The organism is Streptomyces flavusporus, from assembly GCF_046267975.1.
Classification (GTDB): Bacteria; Actinomycetota; Actinomycetes; order Streptomycetales; family Streptomycetaceae; genus Streptomyces; species Streptomyces flavusporus.
On the sequence record NZ_CP176503.1, the window covers coordinates 246,102 to 267,341 of the forward strand.

21 protein-coding genes and 3 pseudogenes are annotated in these 21,240 nt (G+C 70.4%); 12 read left to right on the forward strand and 12 right to left on the reverse strand.

The window, feature by feature from the left end; all coding sequences use genetic code 11:
* Positions 1-39: 39 nt before the first annotated feature.
* Positions 40-756 (reverse strand): NAD(P)-dependent oxidoreductase, encoded by a 717-nt coding sequence (locus ACKTSN_RS01365; RefSeq protein ID WP_409467373.1) that lies wholly within the window; start codon positions 754-756, stop codon positions 40-42.
* Positions 757-849: 93 nt separating this feature from the next.
* On the opposite strand from ACKTSN_RS01365, the gene ACKTSN_RS01370 reads away from it, so the two are divergent.
* Positions 850-1,533 carry a TetR/AcrR family transcriptional regulator gene (locus ACKTSN_RS01370; RefSeq protein WP_409467374.1) on the forward strand — a complete coding sequence of 228 codons (684 nt, stop codon included), beginning with the start codon at positions 850-852 and terminating at the stop codon, positions 1,531-1,533.
* 462 nt (positions 1,534-1,995) lie between these two features.
* Here ACKTSN_RS01370 and ACKTSN_RS01375 read toward each other — a convergent pair whose 3' ends face one another.
* Positions 1,996-2,577 carry a protoglobin domain-containing protein gene (locus tag ACKTSN_RS01375; RefSeq protein WP_409467375.1) on the reverse strand — a complete coding sequence of 194 codons (582 nt, stop codon included), beginning with the start codon at positions 2,575-2,577 and terminating at the stop codon, positions 1,996-1,998.
* A gap of 716 nt (positions 2,578-3,293) precedes the next feature.
* On the opposite strand from ACKTSN_RS01375, the gene ACKTSN_RS01380 reads away from it, so the two are divergent.
* A complete protein-coding gene (locus ACKTSN_RS01380) occupies positions 3,294-3,935 on the forward strand; it encodes a lysophospholipid acyltransferase family protein (RefSeq protein WP_409474703.1) in 642 nt (213 codons plus the stop codon).
* Here ACKTSN_RS01380 and ACKTSN_RS01385 read toward each other — a convergent pair.
* Positions 3,923-4,075 carry a hypothetical protein gene (locus ACKTSN_RS01385; protein WP_409475115.1) on the reverse strand — a complete coding sequence of 51 codons (153 nt, stop codon included), beginning with the start codon at positions 4,073-4,075 and terminating at the stop codon, positions 3,923-3,925. The two genes, ACKTSN_RS01380 and ACKTSN_RS01385, sit on opposite strands and share 13 nt — an antisense overlap.
* A 98-nt stretch (positions 4,076-4,173) precedes the next feature.
* Between ACKTSN_RS01385 and ACKTSN_RS01390 the strand changes: the two genes are divergently transcribed.
* Positions 4,174-4,626, forward strand: a complete 453-nt coding sequence (locus ACKTSN_RS01390; RefSeq protein ID WP_409467376.1) for an iron chaperone — start codon at positions 4,174-4,176, stop codon at positions 4,624-4,626.
* 107 nt (positions 4,627-4,733) lie between these two features.
* Here ACKTSN_RS01390 and ACKTSN_RS01395 read toward each other — a convergent pair whose 3' ends face one another.
* Positions 4,734-7,529: an ATP-binding protein gene (locus tag ACKTSN_RS01395; RefSeq protein WP_409467377.1), complete on the reverse strand. Its 2,796-nt coding sequence runs from the start codon at positions 7,527-7,529 to the stop codon at positions 4,734-4,736.
* A gap of 135 nt (positions 7,530-7,664) precedes the next feature.
* Between ACKTSN_RS01395 and ACKTSN_RS01400 the strand changes: the two genes are divergently transcribed.
* The 3 genes from ACKTSN_RS01400 (at position 7,665) to ACKTSN_RS01410 (ending at position 9,227) form a co-directional block, all read left to right on the forward strand.
* Positions 7,665-8,021 (forward strand): VOC family protein, encoded by a 357-nt coding sequence (locus ACKTSN_RS01400; RefSeq protein ID WP_409467378.1) that lies wholly within the window; start codon positions 7,665-7,667, stop codon positions 8,019-8,021.
* Entirely contained in the window at positions 8,018-8,470 is a 453-nt protein-coding gene (locus ACKTSN_RS01405) for a pyridoxamine 5'-phosphate oxidase family protein (RefSeq protein ID WP_409467379.1), read from the forward strand. Before ACKTSN_RS01400 ends, ACKTSN_RS01405 begins: the two co-directional genes overlap by 4 nt.
* 292 nt (positions 8,471-8,762) lie before the next feature.
* Positions 8,763-9,227: a DDE-type integrase/transposase/recombinase gene (locus ACKTSN_RS01410; RefSeq protein WP_409467380.1), complete on the forward strand. Its 465-nt coding sequence runs from the start codon at positions 8,763-8,765 to the stop codon at positions 9,225-9,227.
* Between the two features lie 43 nt (positions 9,228-9,270).
* Here ACKTSN_RS01410 and ACKTSN_RS01415 read toward each other — a convergent pair.
* Together ACKTSN_RS01415 and ACKTSN_RS01420 are read right to left on the reverse strand one after the other, a co-directional pair.
* Positions 9,271-9,504, reverse strand: a pseudogene (locus ACKTSN_RS01415) (bifunctional DNA primase/polymerase); the annotation flags it as partial.
* Between the two features lie 54 nt (positions 9,505-9,558).
* Positions 9,559-9,882, reverse strand: a pseudogene (locus ACKTSN_RS01420) (CatB-related O-acetyltransferase); the annotation flags it as partial.
* A gap of 665 nt (positions 9,883-10,547) precedes the next feature.
* Between ACKTSN_RS01420 and ACKTSN_RS01425 the strand changes: the two are divergent.
* Positions 10,548-11,018: a hypothetical protein gene (locus ACKTSN_RS01425; RefSeq protein WP_409467381.1), complete on the forward strand. Its 471-nt coding sequence runs from the start codon at positions 10,548-10,550 to the stop codon at positions 11,016-11,018.
* A 125-nt stretch (positions 11,019-11,143) separates the two neighbouring features.
* Here the strand turns inward: ACKTSN_RS01425 and ACKTSN_RS01430 are convergent.
* The 3 genes and pseudogenes from ACKTSN_RS01430 to ACKTSN_RS01440 form a co-directional block, all read right to left on the reverse strand.
* Positions 11,144-12,087 (reverse strand): annotated as a pseudogene (locus ACKTSN_RS01430) (SOS response-associated peptidase).
* Positions 11,990-13,645, reverse strand: coding sequence for an alpha-L-rhamnosidase (locus ACKTSN_RS01435; protein ID WP_409467382.1), 1,656 nt, complete (start codon positions 13,643-13,645; stop codon positions 11,990-11,992). Before ACKTSN_RS01435 ends, ACKTSN_RS01430 begins: the two are co-directional and overlap by 98 nt.
* Positions 13,645-14,088 (reverse strand): alpha-L-rhamnosidase N-terminal domain-containing protein, encoded by a 444-nt coding sequence (locus tag ACKTSN_RS01440; RefSeq protein ID WP_409467383.1) that lies wholly within the window; start codon positions 14,086-14,088, stop codon positions 13,645-13,647. Before ACKTSN_RS01440 ends, ACKTSN_RS01435 begins: the two co-directional genes overlap by 1 nt.
* 81 nt (positions 14,089-14,169) lie before the next feature.
* Between ACKTSN_RS01440 and ACKTSN_RS01445 the strand changes: the two genes are divergently transcribed.
* Positions 14,170-15,867 (forward strand): glycosyl hydrolase, encoded by a 1,698-nt coding sequence (locus tag ACKTSN_RS01445; RefSeq protein ID WP_409467384.1) that lies wholly within the window; start codon positions 14,170-14,172, stop codon positions 15,865-15,867.
* A gap of 337 nt (positions 15,868-16,204) precedes the next feature.
* Positions 16,205-16,279 carry a 50S ribosomal protein bL37 gene (locus ACKTSN_RS01450; RefSeq protein WP_099504217.1) on the forward strand — a complete coding sequence of 25 codons (75 nt, stop codon included), beginning with the start codon at positions 16,205-16,207 and terminating at the stop codon, positions 16,277-16,279.
* Positions 16,280-16,543: 264 nt separating this feature from the next.
* On the opposite strand, the gene ACKTSN_RS01455 is transcribed toward ACKTSN_RS01450, so the two are convergent.
* A complete protein-coding gene (locus ACKTSN_RS01455; RefSeq protein WP_409467385.1) occupies positions 16,544-17,044 on the reverse strand; it encodes a lamin tail domain-containing protein in 501 nt (166 codons plus the stop codon).
* 491 nt (positions 17,045-17,535) lie between these two features.
* On the opposite strand from ACKTSN_RS01455, the gene ACKTSN_RS01460 reads away from it, so the two are divergent.
* Complete coding sequence (locus ACKTSN_RS01460) at positions 17,536-17,853, forward strand: hypothetical protein (RefSeq protein WP_409467386.1); 318 nt, start codon at positions 17,536-17,538, stop codon at positions 17,851-17,853.
* Between the two features lie 441 nt (positions 17,854-18,294).
* Here ACKTSN_RS01460 and ACKTSN_RS01465 read toward each other — a convergent pair whose 3' ends face one another.
* Positions 18,295-18,582, reverse strand: coding sequence for a hypothetical protein (locus ACKTSN_RS01465; protein ID WP_409467387.1), 288 nt, complete (start codon positions 18,580-18,582; stop codon positions 18,295-18,297).
* Positions 18,583-19,071: 489 nt separating this feature from the next.
* Here ACKTSN_RS01465 and sigK point away from each other — a divergent pair, with 489 nt between their 5' ends.
* Together sigK and ACKTSN_RS01475 are read left to right on the forward strand one after the other, a co-directional pair.
* Complete coding sequence (sigK, locus tag ACKTSN_RS01470) at positions 19,072-19,686, forward strand: ECF RNA polymerase sigma factor SigK (protein ID WP_409467388.1); 615 nt, start codon at positions 19,072-19,074, stop codon at positions 19,684-19,686.
* Entirely contained in the window at positions 19,683-20,420 is a 738-nt protein-coding gene (locus tag ACKTSN_RS01475; protein WP_409467389.1) for an anti-sigma factor domain-containing protein, read from the forward strand. Before sigK ends, ACKTSN_RS01475 begins: the two co-directional genes overlap by 4 nt.
* Positions 20,421-20,435: 15 nt before the next feature.
* Here ACKTSN_RS01475 and ACKTSN_RS01480 read toward each other — a convergent pair whose 3' ends face one another.
* Positions 20,436-21,233, reverse strand: a complete 798-nt coding sequence (locus tag ACKTSN_RS01480; RefSeq protein ID WP_409467390.1) for a 4'-phosphopantetheinyl transferase family protein — start codon at positions 21,231-21,233, stop codon at positions 20,436-20,438.
* Positions 21,234-21,240 lie beyond the last annotated feature (7 nt).

A 21,240-nucleotide genomic window follows, 5' to 3' on the forward strand; every position in this document is an offset into this window, starting at 1 on the left:
CACTCTCTGCGCTCGTGGCGCACAACCTGTCCGGCCCGGCTAGGCATGGTCGTGGGGGCCGCCGATGTGGGCGAGGGCGCTGGGGGTTCGGCAGCCGACGATCGCCGGGGCCTCCTGGACGAGCGTGTCGTCGGTGAGCGCTTCCACCATGAACAGCGCGAAATCCACCCGGCGTGTCAGATTGCCGGCCAGTACCGGGTCGCCCACGTGCCGGCTCCACACGGGCAGGCCCTGGCTCTCGCCCTCCTCCAGGGTGCTGCCGCGCACCACGGTCCACCGGGTGTCGCTGGCGAACACCCGTCGACACGCCTCCACCTGGTCGTCGATCTCGACGGCGCGGACGAGCTTGCCCAGCACGGCAGCGATCCGGACACCCATGGTGAACATCCGCGAGTACTTGTCCTTGCCGTCGCGCGTTATGTGCCAGCCGCAGGAGAAGACCAGGCGCGCGCCCGGCCGTGCGTGGTCGAGCACCGCCTGCGCCGTGCCCGACGCGTACTGCTGCACGCCCCAGGGCACCAGCACCGTCAACACCCCGTCGCACCCGGCGACCGCCTGCCGGATCACCTCCGGGTCGTTTGTGAGTCCGGGGACGACGGTCATCCGGCCTTCGAAAGCGGCCAGCTTCGGCACGCTGCGCTCCCGGCACACGCCGACCACCTCGTAGCCGCGTTCCAGTGCGTGCCCGACCATGTACTGCCCGAGCTTCCCCGAAGCCCCGACGATGCAGACCTTCTTCACACGATCCGTGCCCATGGTGCAGCCCCTTCGCCGGCCTGCTGACCTTATGTTGTAAGGTAAGCTGGCCTTATACTGTAAGGCCGTCAAGAGGGGCAAAGGGAGAGGCGGATGCGCGAAAGAGGCAAGGGCCGGCGCGGGGCGTCGGCGCGCACACCGCTCAGTCGCGAGCGCGTGATTCGCACAGCGGTGGCGGTGGCCGACGAGAAGGGATCGGCCGCGCTCACCATGCGGGCCATTGCCGAACCGCTGGGAGTCGAGGCGATGTCGCTCTATCACCACGTGGCGGGCAGGGAGGACATCCTCGACGGCATGGTGGACGCGGTGTTCGGCGAGATCGACCTTCCGCCGCGCGACACCGACTGGAAAAGTGCCATGCGGCACCGCGCACTTTCCGCCCGTGCCGCCCTCCGGCGCCATCCGTGGGCTATCGGCCTGATGGACTCCCGCTCCCAGCCCGGCCCCGCGACCCTGCGCCACCACGACGCCGTCATCGGAGCGTTGCGCGCCGGAGGATTCTCCGTCCCGATGACCGCGCACGCCGTCTCACTGATCGACAGCTACCTGTACGGCTTCGTACTCCAGGAGCTCAGCCTGCCGTTCAAAGGCGCGGCGGAGCTGGACGAGGTCGCCGGCGCCATCCTGCGCGAGATGCCCGCCGACGCCTACCCTCACCTCACCGAACTGGCCACCGAGCACGTACTCAAGCCCGGCTACGACTACGCCGACGAGTTCACCTTCGGCCTCACCCTCATCCTCGACGCCCTCCACCCGGACGAGACCGCGAGCGCCTAATGCCGCGACCGCATAGGTTCGCCGGGTTGGCGGTCATGGCGGTTGGATGTGAGGTGATGTCCGATCCGACCGCTGGAGCGCGGACCGTCAGGGGCGTGATCCACCGGTTCAACGAGATCGGCTTGGCCTGCTTGGGCCCCTAATTCGTTGATAGCGGCACCGGTTGGCTCCTCGAAGCCAACCAGGCTGTTCGAAAGCGGGATCGTCATGCCTTCCTGGACCCCGGTCCACAAGGCCTTCACCGAGAGTGGCGGGCGGCCTACCTCATCATCTCCGCGGCCGCCAACACTGCCCGAGTGAATACTCGTTGGAGCTCGTGGTACGAGCCCGCCCTACGGTGACCTCTCATACGACCCGAGTCGTCGAACCCCGGTCAAGACCGCGGGGCATGCCGCACTACGGCGTGGACGAACCGCTCGAGGTTTTGAAACCACGCAGGACAGCCGTCATCCGATCACGGTCTCACCACTGGTCGGCCGCGTAGGGCTGGAGCCAGAGGGCGGTCTGCAGCGTCACCGACTTGAACCATGCCTGGTACATGCGTTCCACTGCCTCCTCGGCGTGCCCCTTGTTCGCCAGGAACTGGCGCATCGTGGCGGTGATCGGGTAGATGAACGCCACCATGTAGCGCAGGGGGACATAGGGTACGGAGTTCACCGCGTCGGTCCGGTTCTTCTTGTCCTTCGTGTGACGCAGGCCGATCTCGTGCGCGTAGGAGAGCCAGTCCGCGTCGTGGGGGCGGCGGCAGGTGTCCATGATCCACTGGCCGAACCGTCCGCGGACCCGCGTCAGGTAGTCGTTCAGGACCGTGCCGTCCGGGGTGGCGAAGTAGGCGACGAGGTGGGGGTGCGAAGCGACGAATCCGTACCAGACGTCCAGGATGTCCTCGACCTGGTCCTCCAGCACGTCGCCCGCCATGCGCAGCGCCTGCTCGTCCTCGGCGGTGAACAGGACACTCGCCTCCAGCTTGGCCAGGTCGTCCCTGGAGACAGGGCTGGGCGGGGTGGAGCCGTAGGTGTAGCCGGCCGGGGTCTGCGTGCTCATGCGCCCTCTCCTCATCCATGGTCACCACCATTGAAGGTGACATAACGACCGAAAGCAGACAACGGACACCGCAGCGTGTCGGGCCGTGGGCGCATTCCCGCCAGGTTGTGAAACGGCCGCGGTGGTCTTTGCGCGCTCGTCAGCCTGCGTCTACCGACCATCAGCCAGGGGTTGTCGCGGTACCGCGCCAGCGTGCTCTGAAGACTGGCCGCGAACTCGACCGCCGGGCTGAAGCCCAGCTTCGTGATCCAGCCGAAGTCCGTGAGTACCACAGGTCGTGACCCTTGCGGTCGGCGGCGTGTCGGATCATCGCCGGGTCGACGTCGCACAGCTCGACCAGGCGCCGGGCGCACGAGGCGTTGGCAACCTCGACGCCGCTGCCGCCGTTGCAGATCTCGCCGCGCGCCCCGTCGGTGAGCACGAGGTGCAGCGCGGCGCAGTAGTCGGCAATGTGCGGTTGTGGAGCAGTCGCAGGACGTGCTGGTGCAGGCTCTGACGGTTGCCGTGGTGCAGTCGGCGGTGCGCCTTCGAGAAGCCGGGCTGTGGGGCAGGGCGTTTTGCGTCGAAGGAACCGTCTTGCGTAGCCACTCCTCCCCGTGCTCCGCGGCCTGCACATCACCGTCTCCGCGGTGCGCCGGGCCCTGTGACGGTCCACCGTCACGGCACTCGGGGGACTGTCCGTGGCCGGCCGTGCCCCCGACGGCCCGTGTGTCGTCGTGGCCAACCACCGCTCGCAGCCGACACCCCAGCGCTCCTCGCGGCCCTGTCGGCACACAGCAGGCCACGGGTGGCCGCGGCTGCGGACCACTGGTTCGCCCGCAGGCACCGCTGATACTTCTCCGGCTCGTTGGCGGATTCCCGGTACGGCGGGCCGGCGGGGGCCACGAGGCCTCTTGGCTGCGGTCAGGTTCCTCGAGTCGAACGGCATCGCGGTCGTCTTCCCGGAAGGAACGCGTGACACCGGGCCGGACCTCGGCCGCTTCCGCAGCGGAGCCTTCGACCTGGCGCGCGTCGCCGGCGTCCCCATCGTGCCCGTGGCGATCATCGGTACGGCGGGCGTCCCTGGCCAAGAACGCCCGGCGCTGCCACCATGCCCGGGTGCGACCGGAGTTCGCAGAGCCCCAGCACCTCGTCGGACCGGAGCAAGCTCGGGACCGCATAGCGCAAATGCTGCGGCACATCGACCCACCACTTCCCCACTGACGCCCCCACAACCAGTCCACACCGGCAGACGCGAGCAGCGGGAGCAGTACGGCGAGCAGCGCCAGGAGCAGCGCGTGCAGGGGCTCCGGACGAAGGGGAGCCGCTGCCGCCGGCAATCAGCAGTGGACGGTACGAGCGGAGGTCAGAGGCGCTGAGCAAGCGTCTCGCAGTAGGTCTGTCCTTCGACCCGGTACTTGTCACTGCGTCGTAGCTGTGCGAGCCGGCTCTGTACACAACCAGCCGAGCCCAGGGCCGACACCGACGCGGTATCCGTGGTGGTTTCCGTGGTCAGCACGGAAGCGGCCCGCACCTTGGCCGGAGAGGATGTGATCACAGCGATCAGGCCCGACAAGAGGCATCGGCCGACCGTGACGCACGACTACAGGGGTGACCATGACCAGCGCTGAAAGCAGCACGTACGAGGGATTCACGGCCGAGGAGCGGGCCGCGATGAAGGACCACGCACAAGAGATGAAGAAGGCCGCGCGCCGCAGCTCGCGCGCGGACAAGGCGGCGCAGGCGGAGCAGGACGTGCTCGCGAAGATCGCCGAGATGCAGGACTCGGACCGGATCATGGCCGAGCGCGTCCATGCCGTCATCACGGCCAGCGCCCCGGTCCTCGCGCCGAAGCTCTGGTACGGGATGCCCGCCTACACGCTGGACGGCAAGGTCGTCTGCTTCTTCCAGAGCGCGGCGAAGTTCAAGGCGCGCTACGCGACGCTCGGGTTCAGCGACCAGGCGAAGCTGGACGAGGGCGCGATGTGGGCCGCCGGTTTCGCCCTGACCGAGGTGACGCCCGAGGTGGAGGCGCGGATCGCCGCGCTCGTGAAGCAGGCGGTGAGCTGAGGGCGCGTGCCCGGTGAACGGTCGGGTGCGCCAGGTGAGCGGGTGAGATCGGCTCCGCTGACGCCCCAGCCCGCGCTGCTCGCCGTACCGGGCGCCTTGTGCTGCGGCTACCCGACGGCCACGGGCGTGAGGCCAAGGGTGGCGAGTGCCGCCGTGCCGTCGGCGACATGACCGCTCCCGGCGAGCAGCAGCGTGCGCGCCGACTGGTAGCGGCAGCCCGACGCGTCGAATGCCGCTGCGGCGGCGAGCTGTCGCGGCAGGTCGCCGTCCAGCAGTGCCTCCGCCCGGTCCAGCTGGGCGGTGGCGACCGGGTTGCCGGCGACCACGCTCCGGGCGGCGTCGACCCGGTCCCGGGCGTCCGGGTGCCCGGCGAGCACCGACGCCTCCGCCCGGAGTGCCACGTACCAGTGCAGCCAGACCCAGCAGACCCACTTCCACACCTGATCCGGCTCCGGCGCCAGCCGCTCCAGGGCCGCGTCCGCGTCCCCGTGATGGAGCAGGACCATGGCGTCGAAGACCGCACCGTAGCCAAGGCGGTGCTGCACTGCGGTGTCCGCCTGGTCGGCGATCGCGAGCCAGGTCGCCCGGGCGTCGTGGTCGCCACGCAGGCCGTGGATCATGGCGACCGACGCGGCTGCGGCGCCGAGGGAGAGCGACCGCTGGCGGCCACTCTGCTCCCACGCGTCGCGGAATCTCGAACTGCGGGTGAGTACCTCGTCGGCATGGCCGGCGAACGCCTCCGCGACCAGGAGCCAGGACGTGGCGTGGTGACCCGCCTCGGCCAGCAGAGGATGGTCGGCGAGCTGCCTGCTCCACCGGCGGGCCTGCGGCAACTCCCCCACACCGAGGGCGTTTCCGGCGGCCATCGCGAGGGCGTCCATCCACTCGTGCGTACTGGCCGGGGTGCGCGGTACCGAAGCCAGGATGTCGATCCGGCGCCGGGCGGCAGCCGCGACGGCGAAGGACTCTCCGGCCCAACTCCTGGCGCCGCAGAGCGCGTCGAGGGCGGCCGACTCGGCCACCGGGTCACCCGCCCGCCGGGCAAGCTCGACGGCCCGTTCGGCACATCCCACCGTCTCCTGCGCGGTGTTGTCCGCATCCCCCTGGAGCGCGCCGAAAGCATCCGCGATCACTGCCGCCTCGGCCAGCGCGACAGCCGCCTCGGCAGCCGGGTCGTCGTCGCCGGACAGCTCTCGTGCCTCCGCGAGCATGGCGGTCGCCTCGTCCACGGGGGGAATCCGCGTGAACGAAGTGGAGAAGCGGTACGCGACGGTGGCGGCTTCGGCCAGGTCACGGCCGGCACCGGCGGTGTCGCCGGCTCGCCGGGCGGCCCGTGCGGCGGCGCGGTGCAGGCGGAACATGTCCTCGCCGAGCCTGCGACACCCGGCCACCCCGGCGGCCTCCCGCAGCGCGGCGGCAGCGTCAGCGTCACCGGCGAGCGCGGCCGCCTGCTCGAACCGCTGCTGGGCCTCGCCGAGCAGGTTGCGGGTGAAGGTCAGCTCGGCCAGGGACAGGGCGAGGCGGTAGGCGGGTACCCGCTGCTCCGGCTGGTCGGCGGCCCAGGCGAGGGCGGCCCGGAGGTCCTCCGCCACCGCGTCGAACCGGGCGCGCCAGTCCGTGCCGTCAGCTCCCGTCAGGGCGGTCGCGCCCGCCAGGCACCAATCCATATGGCGGGACCGGACATCGGTCAGCTCACCGGCATCGGCGAGGTGCTCCATCCCGTACTGGCGAATGGTCTCCAGCGGCTGATACCGGGTGCCGGCCGCGGACTGCGTCACGGCGAGCAGGCTCTGTTCGGCAAGCCTGCCGAGCCCATCGGCAACCGCAGCCGGACCCAGCGGGGCGAACCCGGCCACCTCGGCCGCCGCCTCGGCGGTGAACGGCACGACGAACACCGACACCCGCCGCAGCAGCGCCCGATCCTGTGGCTGAAGCAGGTCGTGGCTCCAATCCAGCACCGCCCGCACCGACCGGTGCCTGCCGTCGGCGCGAGGGCCGCCGGCCAGAATCCGCAACTGGTCGGAGAGGCCGGCCGCAAGGCCGTCGAGACCGAGCGTGGGCCACCGCGCCGCCGCAAGCTCGATCGCCAGCGCCATGCCGTCGAGCCGTTCGCACAGGGCCGCGACCTCGTGGCGTACCGCCGGATCCGGCGACCGGCCGACCGCCGCCGCCCGCTCCATGAACAAGGCCACCGCATCCGAATCATCGCCGCCCACCCGCGACAGCGGCGGGACCAGGAAGACCCACTCGAACGGCACCATCAGCCGGGCCCGGCTCGTCGCGAGCACCCGCAACCGCGGGCAGGCCAGCAGCAGTCGCTCCACGAACGGCGCCACCCCCTCACGTACTTGCTCGCAGTTGTCCAGCACCAGCAGCGCCTCGCGGTCCGCCAGCGCGGCCACGACCGCGTCGTCGATGCCGCGACCGGGTTGCTCGCCCACACCCACGGCCGCCGCGACCGCCGCCCCTACCCGTCCCGGATCGGTAACCGGAACCAGGTCGACGAACCACACCCCGTCAGCGAAGTCGTCGGCCACCTCCGCCGCCACCGCCAGCGCGAGCCGCGTCTTTCCCACCCCACCCGGACCGACCGCGGTCACCTGCCGGTGCGCCTTGACCGCGTCGGCCAACTCCCCACGCTCCCGCACCCGGCCGACGAATGCCGTCAGCGGCGCCGGGAGGGCGGGTGCCGGGTGCGGCTGCCGGGCGCGGGCGAGTTCGGCCGAGCGCCGGGACAACGCCCGCCGATCCGGCAGCTCCAGCTTGCGCAGCAACGACGAGACGTGCGACTCGACCGTGCGTACCGAGATGAACAACCGCGCGGCGATCTCCGCGTTGCTGAGGTGCTCCCCGAGCAGCGCGAGAACGTCGGCTTCCCGAGCCGAGATCACTGGACTGGACACCGACTCATTATCCGTGGCGGTTTCCGTGGTCAGCACGGAGGTGGACCGCATCCCGGTGGAGAGAGGCTGTGACCACAGCGATCAGCCCCGACAAGACGCACCGGGACGATCGACACACGACCAACAGGAGTGACCATGACCGGTTCCGCCACCCAGGGAATCAAGACGGTCCTGCATCCCGTGTCCGACCTGGCGACGGCCAAGGCGGTGTACGCCGCCCTGCTCGGCATCCCGCCGCAGACCGACGAGCCCTACTACGTCGGCTTCGAGACCGAGGGCCAGCACATCGGGCTGCTGCCGGGCGGTGGACCGCAGGGCCTGACCTCGTCGCTGGCCTACTGGCACGTGCCGGACATCGAGGCGAAGCTGGCCGAGGTGACCGCCGCGGGCGCCACCGTGAAGGAGCCCGCGCACGACGTCGGCGGCGGCCGCCTGGCGGCCACCCTCGTCGACCCCGACGGCAACCTCCTCGGCCTGCTGCAAGACCGATGAGCGCCGAACCCCGCCCCCGCGCTCAGCGTCGCCGCGACACCGAGCACCGGCTCACCCACGACGTGGATGCCTGGGTGGCCACTGCCTCGGCGGACGGCGCACCGTACCTGGTGCCCCTGTCCTTCGACTGGGACGGAGAGGCACTGCTGGTGGCCACCCCGGCCGGCAGCCTGACCGGCCGGAACCTGGCCGACACCCGGACCACCCGGCTGGCGCTGGGCCACACCCGCGACGTCATCATGATCGAGGGCGAGGTCGAGGTCCTCGAGATCGACGGGCTGCCGCAGCAGCAGGGTGACCGGTTCGTCGCACGCACCGGCTTCGACCCGCGCGCGCTGGCCACGCCATACCGCTGGTTCCGCATCACCCCGCGCCGCATCCAGGCCTGGCGCGAGGAGAACGAACTGCGCGACCGCGAGCTGATGCGCGACGGCCGTTGGTTGGTCTGACCCTCCGGCCGGGCGCACCGCCCGGCCGGAGCGTCGTCTCGATGGGAATGCAGTGAGCAGGTGTCTGTGAACCTGCCGAACGCCCTCAATGACAGCGTGATGTGCCCCGGGCCCATCTTGTTGACCTGACAGGGCACGACAGGAGCAATACTTCGTATGACCAGCAGACCCCCGATGGACCCGGCCGACAGCCCACAGCGCACCACCGCCCGCGTTCTCGGCTTCGACTACGCCCCGGGCGTCAAGTCGACCACACCGTCAGAACGTCCTTGGTCCGTCAGAGCATCGGGAGATGTGCGATGAGACCGACTACTCGCCGCCAGCTGCTGACCGCAATGGCACCGACGGACACCGGCGCATCCAGGCCCAGCTGGACCGTTGGGGCGTCGCCGCGGGCCCGGCGCTGGTCCGCCGTCTCATGCGTGAACTGGGCCTGGTGCCGTGCCAGCCGAGGCCGAGGAGGTTCGGCCTCACGCAGGCCGCGGCCGGCCAGGTGCCGGACCTCTTCGGCCGCGACTTCATGGCGGATGCGCCCGGCGAAAAGCTCGTCGGCGACATCACCTGCATCGCGACCGGGGAAGGCCGGCTGTACCTCGCGACAGTCATCGACTGCTGCACGAAGGAAGTGATCGGTTACGCGATGGACGACCACTACCAAACCTCTCTGATATCCAGGGCCATACGTAACGCGGCCCGGAACAGGAGGCCTCCGCGCGAAGTTCACGCCGAGTACGAGAAGTTGCGAATCGCCGCGTGAAATGAACGGTCAGACACCTGTCCGGAAAACGCGAGGCCCCTCAAGCCGAGCCGCAGGAGACGCCGATGCCGAACTCTGGGTGTGCCCCCCACCATTGCTGGATGCGGTCCTGGTCGAGGGTGGCTGCGTGGAAGCCATGGCACCAGCGGCCTGCCGGAAGGCAGGGTAAGGCTGCGGGCGAGTGGGGGCTCGTGCGGCGAGACCGTGCCGTAGAACGCACGTGTGCCCGGCGCGCTGGGCAACGGCGACACCGAGCAGCCCGACGGTAGACCGCCATCTGGAGACGTCACACGCCGGCCGATGCGCCCGCACGGGCACTCCCGCACACGCGTCACACGTGCGGGGTGTCCGGGGCGGCGGCTTCCAGGTCGGCGATGCTGCCCGACATGATCGTCCGCACGTGCTCGGTGATGTGCTCCGCGGGCCAGTCCCACCAGGCCACCGCCAGCAGCCGGGCGATGTCCTGGCCGTTGTAGCGGGTGCGGATGAGGCGGGCCGGGTTGCCGCCGACGAGGCCGTAGTCGGGCACGTCGCTGGTGACCACGGCTCCGGAGGCGATGATCGCGCCGTGTCCGATCCGAACGCCGGGCATGACCGTCGTGCCGTGGCCGAACCAGACGTCGATGCCGACGACGGTGTCCCCTCGGTTCGGTTGGGCAGGCAAGACCTGAATTCCCCGATCCGCGGAAACGTGACTCGCGTTGCGTGGATCTCCCGTGTTGAGGTGTGACGGTGCCCGGTGAACTTCCGTGCGTCGGCGTCGTCGGTCTGCGTGGTCCGTGCCGGTGCCCAGATTGGGAAGCGGCTGGGGGCGAAGACCTCGAGTGTGGTGAGGAAGCCTGCGAAGTCCGTCAGGACGCTCCGTCCGAAGTGACCCCCGATCCGGCTTTTCGAGATCAACACGGGACAGATCGTGAAGCGTCTGCGGAACTTCACCAGTTGGGCGGTGACCCGGCGTTCGAGCGATTCCCGGCGTGCCAGTCGGCTCACGGGGCGAACAAGAGCCCGGCCTCCGCAAAGGCAGCGGCTGGGCAAGGAAGTTGGCCAGCGTCAGCTACGCCACCGCGGCCATGCACTCCTGGATGAGCGCCTCCGCCAGCGGGTGAACTGTCCGGACGGATGTCGCACGGCCTTCTGACCAGCCCGGACAGAATCCAGGTGTCCGGGACACAGGCGAACCCTTGCTGTCGGGATGCCCCTCCACAAGCATCCGACGCGAACGTCAGTCAGCCGAAGAACAAGTAGTCCGCCGGGGAGGCACTGACATCCCGGAATCGGCTACAGGTCTTCATCGGAATCACTATTGAGGGGGAAGGCAGTATGAGACTGCGCAAGGCGGCCGCGAAGGCCACTGTGGCAGTTGCGGCCGGAACGCTGGTGGTCTTTGGGGCGCAGCCAGCCCACGCGGTCACCTATCGCGTGGCGGCGTACAGCGCCAACGAGGCCAGCTATGGCGAGGGTACGTACGGCTACTTCCAGCCCGGCGGACAGTGTGACTACGCCAGCTACGCCGCCCGTTTCGACGGGTCGATCACGGATGTGAAGCGGTTCGACTCGTACGGGGCAGCACTCAAGGTGACGTATCAGCGGTGCTCAGCGACACATTGGGGCACCACCGAGTGGGACTACCAGGAAGAAATCATCGGCTACAACGGCCCGAACCAGGTATGGGCCGACCGGACCACGGTCAGCGAGACGTGGGGGGACGTCAAGGACGTGCACTTCTACACATGCAACTGGAACCCCACCACCGGCGCGGTGGGCACCTGTGCCCGGATGACGAAGAAGTAGGACTTGATCCAGGATTCCCAGGACTTCCGTGCCTTCCTGGCAAGGGGCATACGAAATCCCGGCCACCGCAGGGGACGGTGGCCGGGCTCGGTGTGCTCCTCCTTCCACCTCGGCGTAACACGGTGTTAGGGCCTGGCGTCCAGGTGACCGTCTGCGGGTCGGTCGAGCAGGGCGCGCAGTTGCTCGGGGTCGTGGTGGTGGAGGTCGAGCCAGGCGTCGTAGTGGTCGGGGGTGAGCGCGAGCGGCATGCGAGGGTGCCCGCGCCCGGCGGTGTCGGTGGCCTCGGTGGTGATGATCGTGCAGGTCATCAGCCAGGCCGCCGGGTCGTCGTCCTGCTTGACCTCCGGGTTGCGCCAGTACGCGTACAGCCCGGCGAGCGCCATCACCTGATGTCCTCAGGATGGATGAAGTACGGCTGCTTGCGGGCCTTGCCCCGAAGCGGGGTCCTTGGCCTGCTGCCATTCGTAGAAGCCATGGGCAGGCAGCGGTGCTTGACGTACGCGTGGCGGTAGGCGGGTTTCTCGTGCACGGTCTCCGCCCGCGCGTTGATCATCCGAACGCCGATCTTCACGTCCTTCGCCCAGGACGGCACCAGGTCCCACCGCAACGGTCGCAGCTCACGCCCCGACGGCGCCGCATCGTCCTTTTCGCGTGCGCGCTCGAAAATGGCCCACACGTCGTCGGTCGGGGCGACGTTCCAGTTCGGCGCAAGCGTCTCCTCGGCACGCCAGTCCCTGGCGCCTGTCCAGCCGGCCAGGATGTCACCGCACTTATCGAGGCGTTCCGCGAGCGTGGTCTCAAGCCCCGGTTGGAGTTCACACCGGATGCCGCGCCCGCCGTGGAATCGGCCCCGTTTGTACATGACGCTCGAAGGATGACGTGCAGCCAGGGGGCGGGCACGGTCGGTCCATCCCGCCCCCGGTGCTGCGGTCGCGACCCTCTCCGGCGGGCGATGCCCGGCAGCGGTGGGTTCAGCTCCCGTCCGGCGCGAACGTCGAGACGAACGTCCACGTACCGGAACCGACTTCGTACACGGCCGTTCCGTTCTCCGTACGCAGCAGACGCGCATCGCCGTCGGCGCGGACCGTGCCGGAGCTGACCGGTACGCGTATCTCGGCGGTCGTCCCGGCCGGGACGGTGGTCTCCAGGCGGAAGGCGGAGCCCTCACGCGACCACTTCGTGCGGACCGTTCCGTAGGGGCTGGTGTAGGAGCCGGCTGCCGAGGTCAGGTCGCCCATCACCGCAGGGGCGATGAGCAGTTCGCGGTAGCCGACGGAGCCCGGACGCTGCTGGATCCCGGCGAGGCGGCCGGTGAACCAGGCGTCGATCGCGCCGAGCATGAAGTGGTTCTGCGACTGGCCCGGGCCGCCGTCCCAGGTCTCGCCCAGCGTGGTGTTGCCGGCGAGGACCTGGTAGCCGTAGCTGGGGCTGGTCGTCTGTGTGGCGATCCTGTACACGATGTCGTCGCGACCCGCCTCGGACAGCACGCGGATCGCCGCGGGCAGCGAGATCTCACCGAGGATCAGATGGTGGTCCGCGGCCACGACCGACTGCGTGAAGTGGTCGAGCAGCCGGGCCCGTTCGCCCTCGGGCACGGCTCTCATGTCGAGGGCGAGCGCCTCCGCTCCGTGGCCTCCGCCGCCGAAGGTGCCGGTGGCCGGGTCGTAGTACCGGTCCGAGAGCGCCTTGGCGCTGGTGTCCGCCTTCTGCCGGTAGAGCGCGGCGTCGTCGTCCTCGCCGAGCACCTGCGCGATCCGGCTGAGGCCGTCGACGACGCGCCAGTAGCCGTACGTGCCTGCCACCGCGCGCGGGAAGGTGCGGTCAGGGGTGATCCAGTCGCCGAGGCCGTAGTCGAGGATGCCGCCGGAGACCTTCTGCTCCAGGAAGGTCACGTACTGCTTCATCCGCAGGTAGTAGGTGCGCAGCGTCTCCTCGTCGCCGTAGGTGGTGTACAGCTGCCAGGGCACGAGGACGAAGGCGCCTCCCCAGTTGGCGTCGTTGCGGTATCCGCCGGAGAGCTCGACGTAGTCGGGGACGGTGCTCGGGATCAGGCCCTCGGGTGTCTGCGCGTAGGCCATGTCGCGCACGATCTTCCTCAGGTACGCCCGCATGTCGTAGTTGGCGGCGAGGGTGGGGAAGACGAGCTGGTTCTGCTCCAGCCAGCCGAGCTTCTCGCGGCTGGGGCAGTCGGTGAGGATGGTCATCATGTTGCCCTGGACTGCGCGGCGGACGAGCCCGTGGATGCCGTTGATGAGCTTGTTGGAGTTGGTGAAGCTGCCGGCTGAGGCGTTGTCGGTGTGCAGGACCTTGCCGCGTACGGAGACGGTGGCGCCAGCCGGGAGGCCCTGCAACTCCAGGTAGCGGAAGCCGTGGTAGCTGAAGGTCGGGTGCCAGGTCTCGGCGCGGCCCCCGCCCTTGGTGGTGTAGCTGTCCCACAGGGGTGCGCCGACGTTGCTGATGGACTGGAAGGCGTGGCCGTCCTTCAGGCTCTCGGCGGGCAGGATGCGCACGGTGGTGCCCGCGGGGGCGGTGACGGTGATCTCCGGCCAGCCGGCGATGTTGCGGCCGAGGTCGAAGACGCGGCTGCCCTCGGCGCCCGCCACCTCGGTGCCCTTCAGGGTGTCCATCACCGGACCGGTTCGGTCTCGCGGGCGCTGAGGACGGCCGGTTCCTCCGCTCTGCCGGGGCGTCCGAGGGCGACGGCCGAAGGCCAGGTGGAGCGGTCGCGGCCGGGCTCGTCCCAGCCGGGGATCTCCCGGCGGGCGTCATAGTCCTCGCCGCCGTACCAGTTGGACGAGGTCGTCGGGCCGAGGGTGGTGCGCCAGTCCGTGCCGCTGGTGATGCGGCGGACGGTGCCGTCGTCGAGGGTGATCTCCAGCTGGGCGACGAGCTTGGGGTCGCTGATGTTGCCGTACAGCTTGCGGTAGCGGTCGGCGGTGCTCACCACGTTGGAGATGCCGTTGCCGAGCGCGACGGCGAGGGTGTTGCCGCCGCGCCGCAGCCGGTCGGTGACGTCGTACGTGGCGTACTGCACGCGAGCGCGGAAGTCGGTGTTGGCGGGCTCGAGCACGGCGTCCCCGACGGGCTCGCCGTTGATGCGTGTCTCGTGGATGCCGAGCCCGCCGTGTAGAGGCGGGCGCTCGGCCGGGACATGGGCGGCAAGCGCGTCCTCTCCAACGAGGCGGGCGCGACCGCGGGCGGCGCCTACGCCACGACCTGGGACGCCACGCTGCGCAAGCTCGTCACGCAGTACGCGGCCGGGGTCAACCAGGCCGTCTTCCACGGCTTCGCCTATGCCGAGGCGCCCGGTGCGGCCTGGCCGGGCTTCGCCGCGTTCTCGCCGTACAACGGCGGCGGCGGGTACGGCGAGGCGTGGGGACCGCGGCAGCCGTACTGGGGCCATGTGCCCGACATCGCCGGGTACCTGAGCCGTACCCAGCTGATCCTCCAGACCGGCGTCAACAGGGCCGACGTCGGCATTCTGCGGCAGAAGGGCCCTGCCGGAACCGGCCTCGGGGCACCGTGGTTCACCGCGGAAGGCGTGCCCGTGGGCTGGACCCACCTCTTCCTCAGCCCCCGGCTGCTCGACCTGCCGTCCGCGAAGGTGTGCGACGGGCGGCTCGCCCCGGAGGGCCCGGCGTTCAAGGCACTCGTCATCGAGGGCGACGTGCTGAGCGGCAAGGACCGCACGATGCAGATCGACGTCGCCGAGAAGCTCATCGGGTACGCGAAGGCCGGCCTGCCGCTCATCGCCATCGGCGACTGGTCGGACGCGCGCGTCCCGGGCCTCGCCGGTCCCGGCGACAACGAACGGCTGCGCGCGCTGCTCGCCGAGCTGCTGGCCCTGCCGAAGGTCCGCGTCGTGCCGGACCGGCCGTACGTGCCGGAGGCCATCACGGCGCTGGGCCTGCGGCGCGACGTGGAGTACGCCCAGCGCTCGTGGCTGGTCCACGCCCATCGCGCCGACGAGGAGGCCGACTACTTCTTCTTCGCCGTCGACTCGGTGACCAAGGGCGCGGCCAACACCCGGGTCGACCACAACGTCACCCTCACGACGCGCCGGCGGGACGCGGTGCCCTACCGCCTCGACGCCTGGACCGGCGCGGTGGAACCCCTCCCCTTGTACTCCCGTACGGAGGACGGGCGGATCCGGCTGCGCGTCACCCCGGACCCCGGCGCGACCGCGATCGTCGCCCTGGTCCGGCCGGGCGCATGGTCCGACCGCCCGTACGTGTCCGCCGCCGGCAGCGAGGCGGCGGAGGTGCTCCGGAGCGCGGGCGGCCGCCTGGAAATCCGCGACGTCCGCCCGGGCACGTACCGCACGACCCTCCACGACGGCCGGACGGTCGAGACCGTCCTGGGCGGGTTGCCCGAGCCGATGCCGCTGACGCGGTGGTCCCTGACGGTCGAGGACTGGCAACCGGGCTCCCGCCCCTCCCAGACCCTGAAGCCACGCCGCGAGTCCGTCCTCGACGCCCTGGTCCCGTGGCCCTCGGTCCCGGGCCTGCAGGACGTCTCGGGCATCGGCCGCTACCGCACCACCGTGCACCTGGGCGCGCCATGGACGGGCGGGTACGGGGCGTACCTCGACCTGGGCGAGGTCTTCGACACCTTCCGCGTCACCGTCAACGGCCACCGGCTGTCTCCGGCGGACCAGTTGACGCCGCGGGTCGACGTGGGCCCGTACCTGCGGCGGGGCGCCAACACCGTGGAGGTGGAGGTGGCGACCACGCTCCTGAACCGCCTACGGGTGGCGAACGCGTCGGTCTTCGGCGTGGCGAAACGCCAGAACTATGGGCTGGTGGGGCCGGTACGTCTGACGCCGTACGGCCGCGCACCGCTGATCTGACCCAGACGTTCGGGCCCCGTAAGCGCGACCTGTGCCTCGGGGCACCCTGTGTCCGTCCTCAAGCGCCGGACGGGCGTACCAGGTCGCTGGGAAGTGGTTCGATACCGCGGACCCGCACGGCTACAAAACCAGTCGAAAGGGCGCGTTCGGGTCGCATCGGCGCGTGGCCGTCGCGGGGCCGGGACATCCCTGGCTTGATCGCTTCTGGCGCGCTCGGCAGGGCCGTGAGGCGGAGCTGCGGCTTGCGCGGGTGGGTGCCGCACCGCTGGTGCGGATCCCTCGGGCCGAATCTAGACTGACGAAGGCGTGAAAAGTCCTGATTAGGGAGATACGCACCATGGCCAAGCGAGGCAACAAACGACGCGGCCGTAAGAAGAAGAAGGCCAACCACGGCAAGCGTCCCAACGCCTGAGCCGACCGAGCACGCCGCCGAGGGTCCGGCGCCCTTCTCCGTCTGCTTGAAAACAAGGATGCATGGCGCTGGGATACACCCACCAGCGAGATCACCTGCACGATCGCTTTGCCGACGACGTGCACGCCGACGAACTGGCCGGGGCGCCGGCTGCAGTGGCCAGGCCCTGTACCGCGGCTTACCCGGCAGAGAGGGACGGGGCAGACCCGCGTCGCCGGGTCTGCCCCGTTGCCTGCGACCTCTTGGGCCAGCTGTCCGGCCCGTTTACCGCCGGTGGTGGTCGCCGCCGCGGTGGTGACGGTCTCGGTCGTGGCCCCACGTGTAGTCGTCGATGAAGCGGCCGCGGTCGCTGCGCAGGGTCGCGGTGTCGGAGCGGTTGCCCCAGACGTAGTCTCGGCTGTCCTGGTAGAGGTCGGTGTCGGTGTCGCGGCCGAAGCCGGTGTGGATGCGCACCGTTGAGCGGCCTTCGAGGCGGTAGCGGTCGAAGGTGTAGGTGTCACCGTCTTCGCTCTGAAGGGTCCAGCCGTCCAGGTTGACTTCGCGGCGGCTGTTGTTGGTGATTTCCACCCATTCCCTGTTCAGTGAGCGGTTGGAGCCGTCGTCGAAGCCCGGGGAATCGTACTGCACGGCCGAGATCTCCACCTTGGCACCATCCGGGCGGGGGTGGCCGGCGGCCGACGCCGGCAGCGCCGTGGCGCCCAGGACGGCAGCTGCCGCGAGCGCTGCGGCGGACAGTCGGCGGGCGGTTGCAACGGAAGAAGACACGAAGCCTCCTGCATGTACGGGCACCGATCCCTTGCTCGGCCCGGGACGGGCGTGGAGGGGACGTGATGGTGCGGTGTGCGAGTGGCGGCCGGTCGGCCGCGCATGCACACCCTGGCCGCGACTGCGGCAGGTGAACGCGGCACGCGCACTGTGTTACGAATCGCCCACATCACCGTTACTCTCACCTTCGATATCCATCTATGCGGCAAATGCTCCCAAGGTGATGGCCCACCGGCCCGCATCGCCCGGCAGGCACCGGCCGGACCCGCCCCCGTCTCCCGACGCGCCGGCCGGCAACAGCCTGCCCCTCACCCGAAAGTGCGTAACAGAGGCCTCCTCCGTCACGCACCACGACAACGGTGCCCTCCGGTCGGACCAGACGATGAACCGCCGATGACGCCATCCGCGTGAAACCCCGCCACGCCCGCAACCGCCGCAGCCCCCGAGCGCCTCTGGTCCTGCATCTGCAAGCTGCCCGTGAGGAGAGCGACGTGACTACCACTGCCTTCGAGCACAGCGCGCCCCGTTCCTTCGTCGACCTCTACGCCGTCGACGAGTCCGCCCCCATCCGGCCGGCGCCCGCCGGACAGCCAAGGGACGCGGACTACCTGCTCCCGCCGCCGAACCCCGCCCACCGCCTCGCCTGCACCATCGACCCACGTGACCAGCGACGCCTCGACCTGCACGCAGCCCTGACCGCGGCCGGCATCCCACCCCACCCCGACGACCGCGACGCCATCGACCAGCTCAGCGCCCTGCCCGACAGCATCAACGCCGCCCTCCAACGCTGGCTGCACCACACCACGTGAAGCCCTCGGCGTTGTTCCCGCCAGGTCCGCCCTCGCCGACCCGGCAGAACTACCGCCGGATGCCGCGCCCGGCGAAGGCGGCGGGCACGGCTCCGGGATGCCTCCCGCGGACGTTCGTGAACAGGTGCCGGGGCAGACACGTCGGCACGGCCGATGGACCGAGCGGCTGCGGTCGGCACTCAGCTCCTTGGGCCTGGCGCTCGCCGGGTGAGCGGGCGGACGGCTGGCGGAACTGCTCAGGATCTCGGTCAGCCAGTGACAGGACCGGGCGGCCAGACTCGATACGTTCAAGCCGTACCTTCACCGGCGGTGGGAGGAAGGCTGCACCAACGCCTGGAAGCTGTGGGAGGAGATCACCGAGCACGGTTATCGAGGCGGCTACGACGCCGTCCGTGACCACCTTCGCTGTGACACGCCCCTGGGCGTGTTCGCATTCCGATATCAGCTCGGCCTCGAGATCTCCCTGCCCTGCTTGACGTCCACGATCGGCAGGAAGGTGGCGGTCGCTGGGATGTCGAGCTGACGTGGCGTCGTCCCGGATGAGGTGGGGACGTCGGCGAGTCGTTCCAGGAGGCGGTCGAGGGCGGCTCGGCCGTCGCCGACGGCAGCCTGCTCGTCCTCGGTGAGCGCCATGGCGGCGCGCATCTTCTGCAAGTTGGCTTTGGCTTCGAGGAGTTGAGCCTTGGTGGAGTCCTTGGGGGTGTGGAAGTCGCAGCGTGCGCAGGCCATGCGGTGCCGTACAGCAAAGAGGACATGCGAGGCAGGCAGGACCGTCCACGACCGTGACGTCAACGCCGCGATCAACACCCTTGCGGCCGGACGGGCCGACAGGCTGAACGCCTGCCGAGAGACGGTCGGTCTCCCCGCCTGACGGGGAGCACTCTCGATGAAACAGGAACCCACCGAAGCAGCCGCCGACGGCGACGGCCTTCCCAACGCACCCGGGGGTGAGCGGACGCCGAGGGATGTGTCGGGCTCGTGTTCGCCGTCAGACGGCTTCGAACGAGCCTTCGCATGCGACTGGCAGGCCCTGCGTCGATCCGTGGAGGCGGCAGCTCCGAACAACCTGTGGGGGCCTCGTTCGCCCCTCTTCATCCGTTTTACGGCCGTGCTCCCGGTCGCCTCCGGCAGGAAGGTGAATATGTCAGGCGGACAGCTCCGGGCGAGGTGCGTCTTCCTCGCGGAGGGGCCACTGTCGAGCAGAGCTGAGGAGCGGTCATGAAGCGTGGAAACGACGCGGACGTGGAAAGCGACGCGCCGGTCCGGCGGACACGGTCATCGGACGATGCCCGGGTGGACGAGCTGCTCATCCGTGCCGCCGACGGCGACGAGCAGGCATTCGTCGGCGTGTACGACGCACTGGCACCGCCGGTGATGGGACTGGCCTACCGGGTACTGCGGAACGAGGCGCAGGCGGAGGAGGTGACCCAGGACGTGATGGTGGAGGTGTGGCGTACCGCCGCCCGCTTCCGCGCGGAGCGGGGCCCCGCCCGCACCTGGGTGCTCACCCTCGCCCACCGCAGGGCGGTGGACCGGGTGCGGTCCGTCGCCGCAGGCAGGGCCCGCGAGCTGCGCACCGCGGCCCTGGAGCACGAGCGGCCCTTCGACGCGGTGGCCGAGGAGGTCGAGGTTCGCGAGGACTACCGGGTCGTCTTCCGCTGTCTGTCCCAGCTGGCCGGGCACCTGCGGCTGCCCCTGGTACTGGCCTACTACGAAGGGCTGACCTACGCGGAGGTGGCCGATTCCCTGGCCACTCCCGTCGGGACCATCAAGTCGCGGATGCGTCAGGGGCTGCAGCGCTTGCGGGAGTGTCTGGAGGGCGGCGGATCATGAGCTACTCCGAGGACCCTTGCAGCGAGGTCGGCGCGTACGCACTGCACGCTCTGCCTCCCGGCGAGGAAGCCGCCTTCGAGAACCACCTGGCGTGCTGCGCGGCGTGCCGGCGCGAGGCCGACGAGATGACGCAGACCGTCGCCCGGCTGGGCGCCGTCGAGGTTCGGACACCCTCCGCCGACCTGCGCCGCGGTGTACTCGAACGGATCGCGACCGTGCGTCAGGAGCGGCCCGTCGCCTCGCGGCGACATCGCCGGCGGCAGCGGGGCCTCGTGCTGGCGCTGGCGGCGTCCGTGGCGGCAGCCGCGGCTCTGGGGGGTGTCGCCTGGTGGCAGCACTCCGAGGCCGACACCGCCCGCGAGCAGGTCGCCGACGTCCGTGGCGGCAGCGAGGCGCTCGCCGATGTCCTGGCCGCCGCGGACGCCACGATCAGCACCAGTCGGCTGCCGCACGGCGCGACGGCGAGCGTGATCGCCTCGCGGGCCCAGAGCCGGACCGCGTTCGTCGCCTCGGGCCTGCCGCCCCTCACTGGCGACCGGGTCTACGAACTGTGGTACGGGTACGAGGGGCGGTACCGGCCCGCCGGCCTGCTGTCCTCCGCGGGCGGCTCTCAGGCACAGGTCCTCGAAGGGCGGCTCGGTGAGGCCACCGCCGTCTGTGTGACCGTCGAACCCGCGGGTGGCTCGCCCCAGCCGACCTCCGACCTGCTCGCCATCATCCCGGTGCCCGCGTGAGGAGGTGAGGAGGCGTCACCGTGGCCGCTCCGCCGGCGGTGCCTCAGCGACCGCGACGGCAGCCGCGTGACCCGGACCGGCCGCGACGTCGTGAATCACCCAGCCCGGCACCTGGCTGGGTGCGTGCGGTGAGGTGCTGAGGTGGTCGAGGCGGAGGTCGCGTCCGAGTCCGGTGCCGAGACCTTTCAGGTAGGCCTCCTTCCGGGTCCATGCACGGGCGAAGGCAGCCGGACGCCGCTCCGGCGGACAAGCCGCGAGTTCGGCGGCCTCCCGGCGATGCAGCATGGCACCGACGTCGTCGACGACATCGGAAGCAGGAAGCTGCTCGATGTCCGCGCCGACCGCGGTGGCCGCGAAGGCGAGGAGGCAGAGCCCGCCGCTCCGGGAGAGGGAGAAGCAGAGGTCGGCGCCGGGCACGGCGGGCCGGCCGTGCGGGGCCCGGCACATGGGGCACGGCTGTCGCACCAGCGGCACGTCCGAGGGCTCGATGCCGAGGTAGGCACCGAGGAGCAGCCGCAGCCCGATGTGCGCGACCCGGTAACCGTCCCGGTCCGCCGCCGACTGGAGCGCCGCCGCTCTCGCCCTTTCGCCGCTGTCCAGCACCGATGCGGCAAGCGGGGCAACGACGTCGCGCAGGGCCTCCACCCGCGCCAGCCACAGTCGCGGCGGCCGACCGAAGCGGGGTGGCGTCAGCGGCCGGGCCCAGACGGCGGGGACAAGCAGCTCGGGCAGCAGTACCGGATGTGGGGCTGCCCACGCCGGTTCCTCGGCCGGGTGCCTGGGGAGCATGGGGTCGGCCGTCTTTCGTCGCATGTCTTTC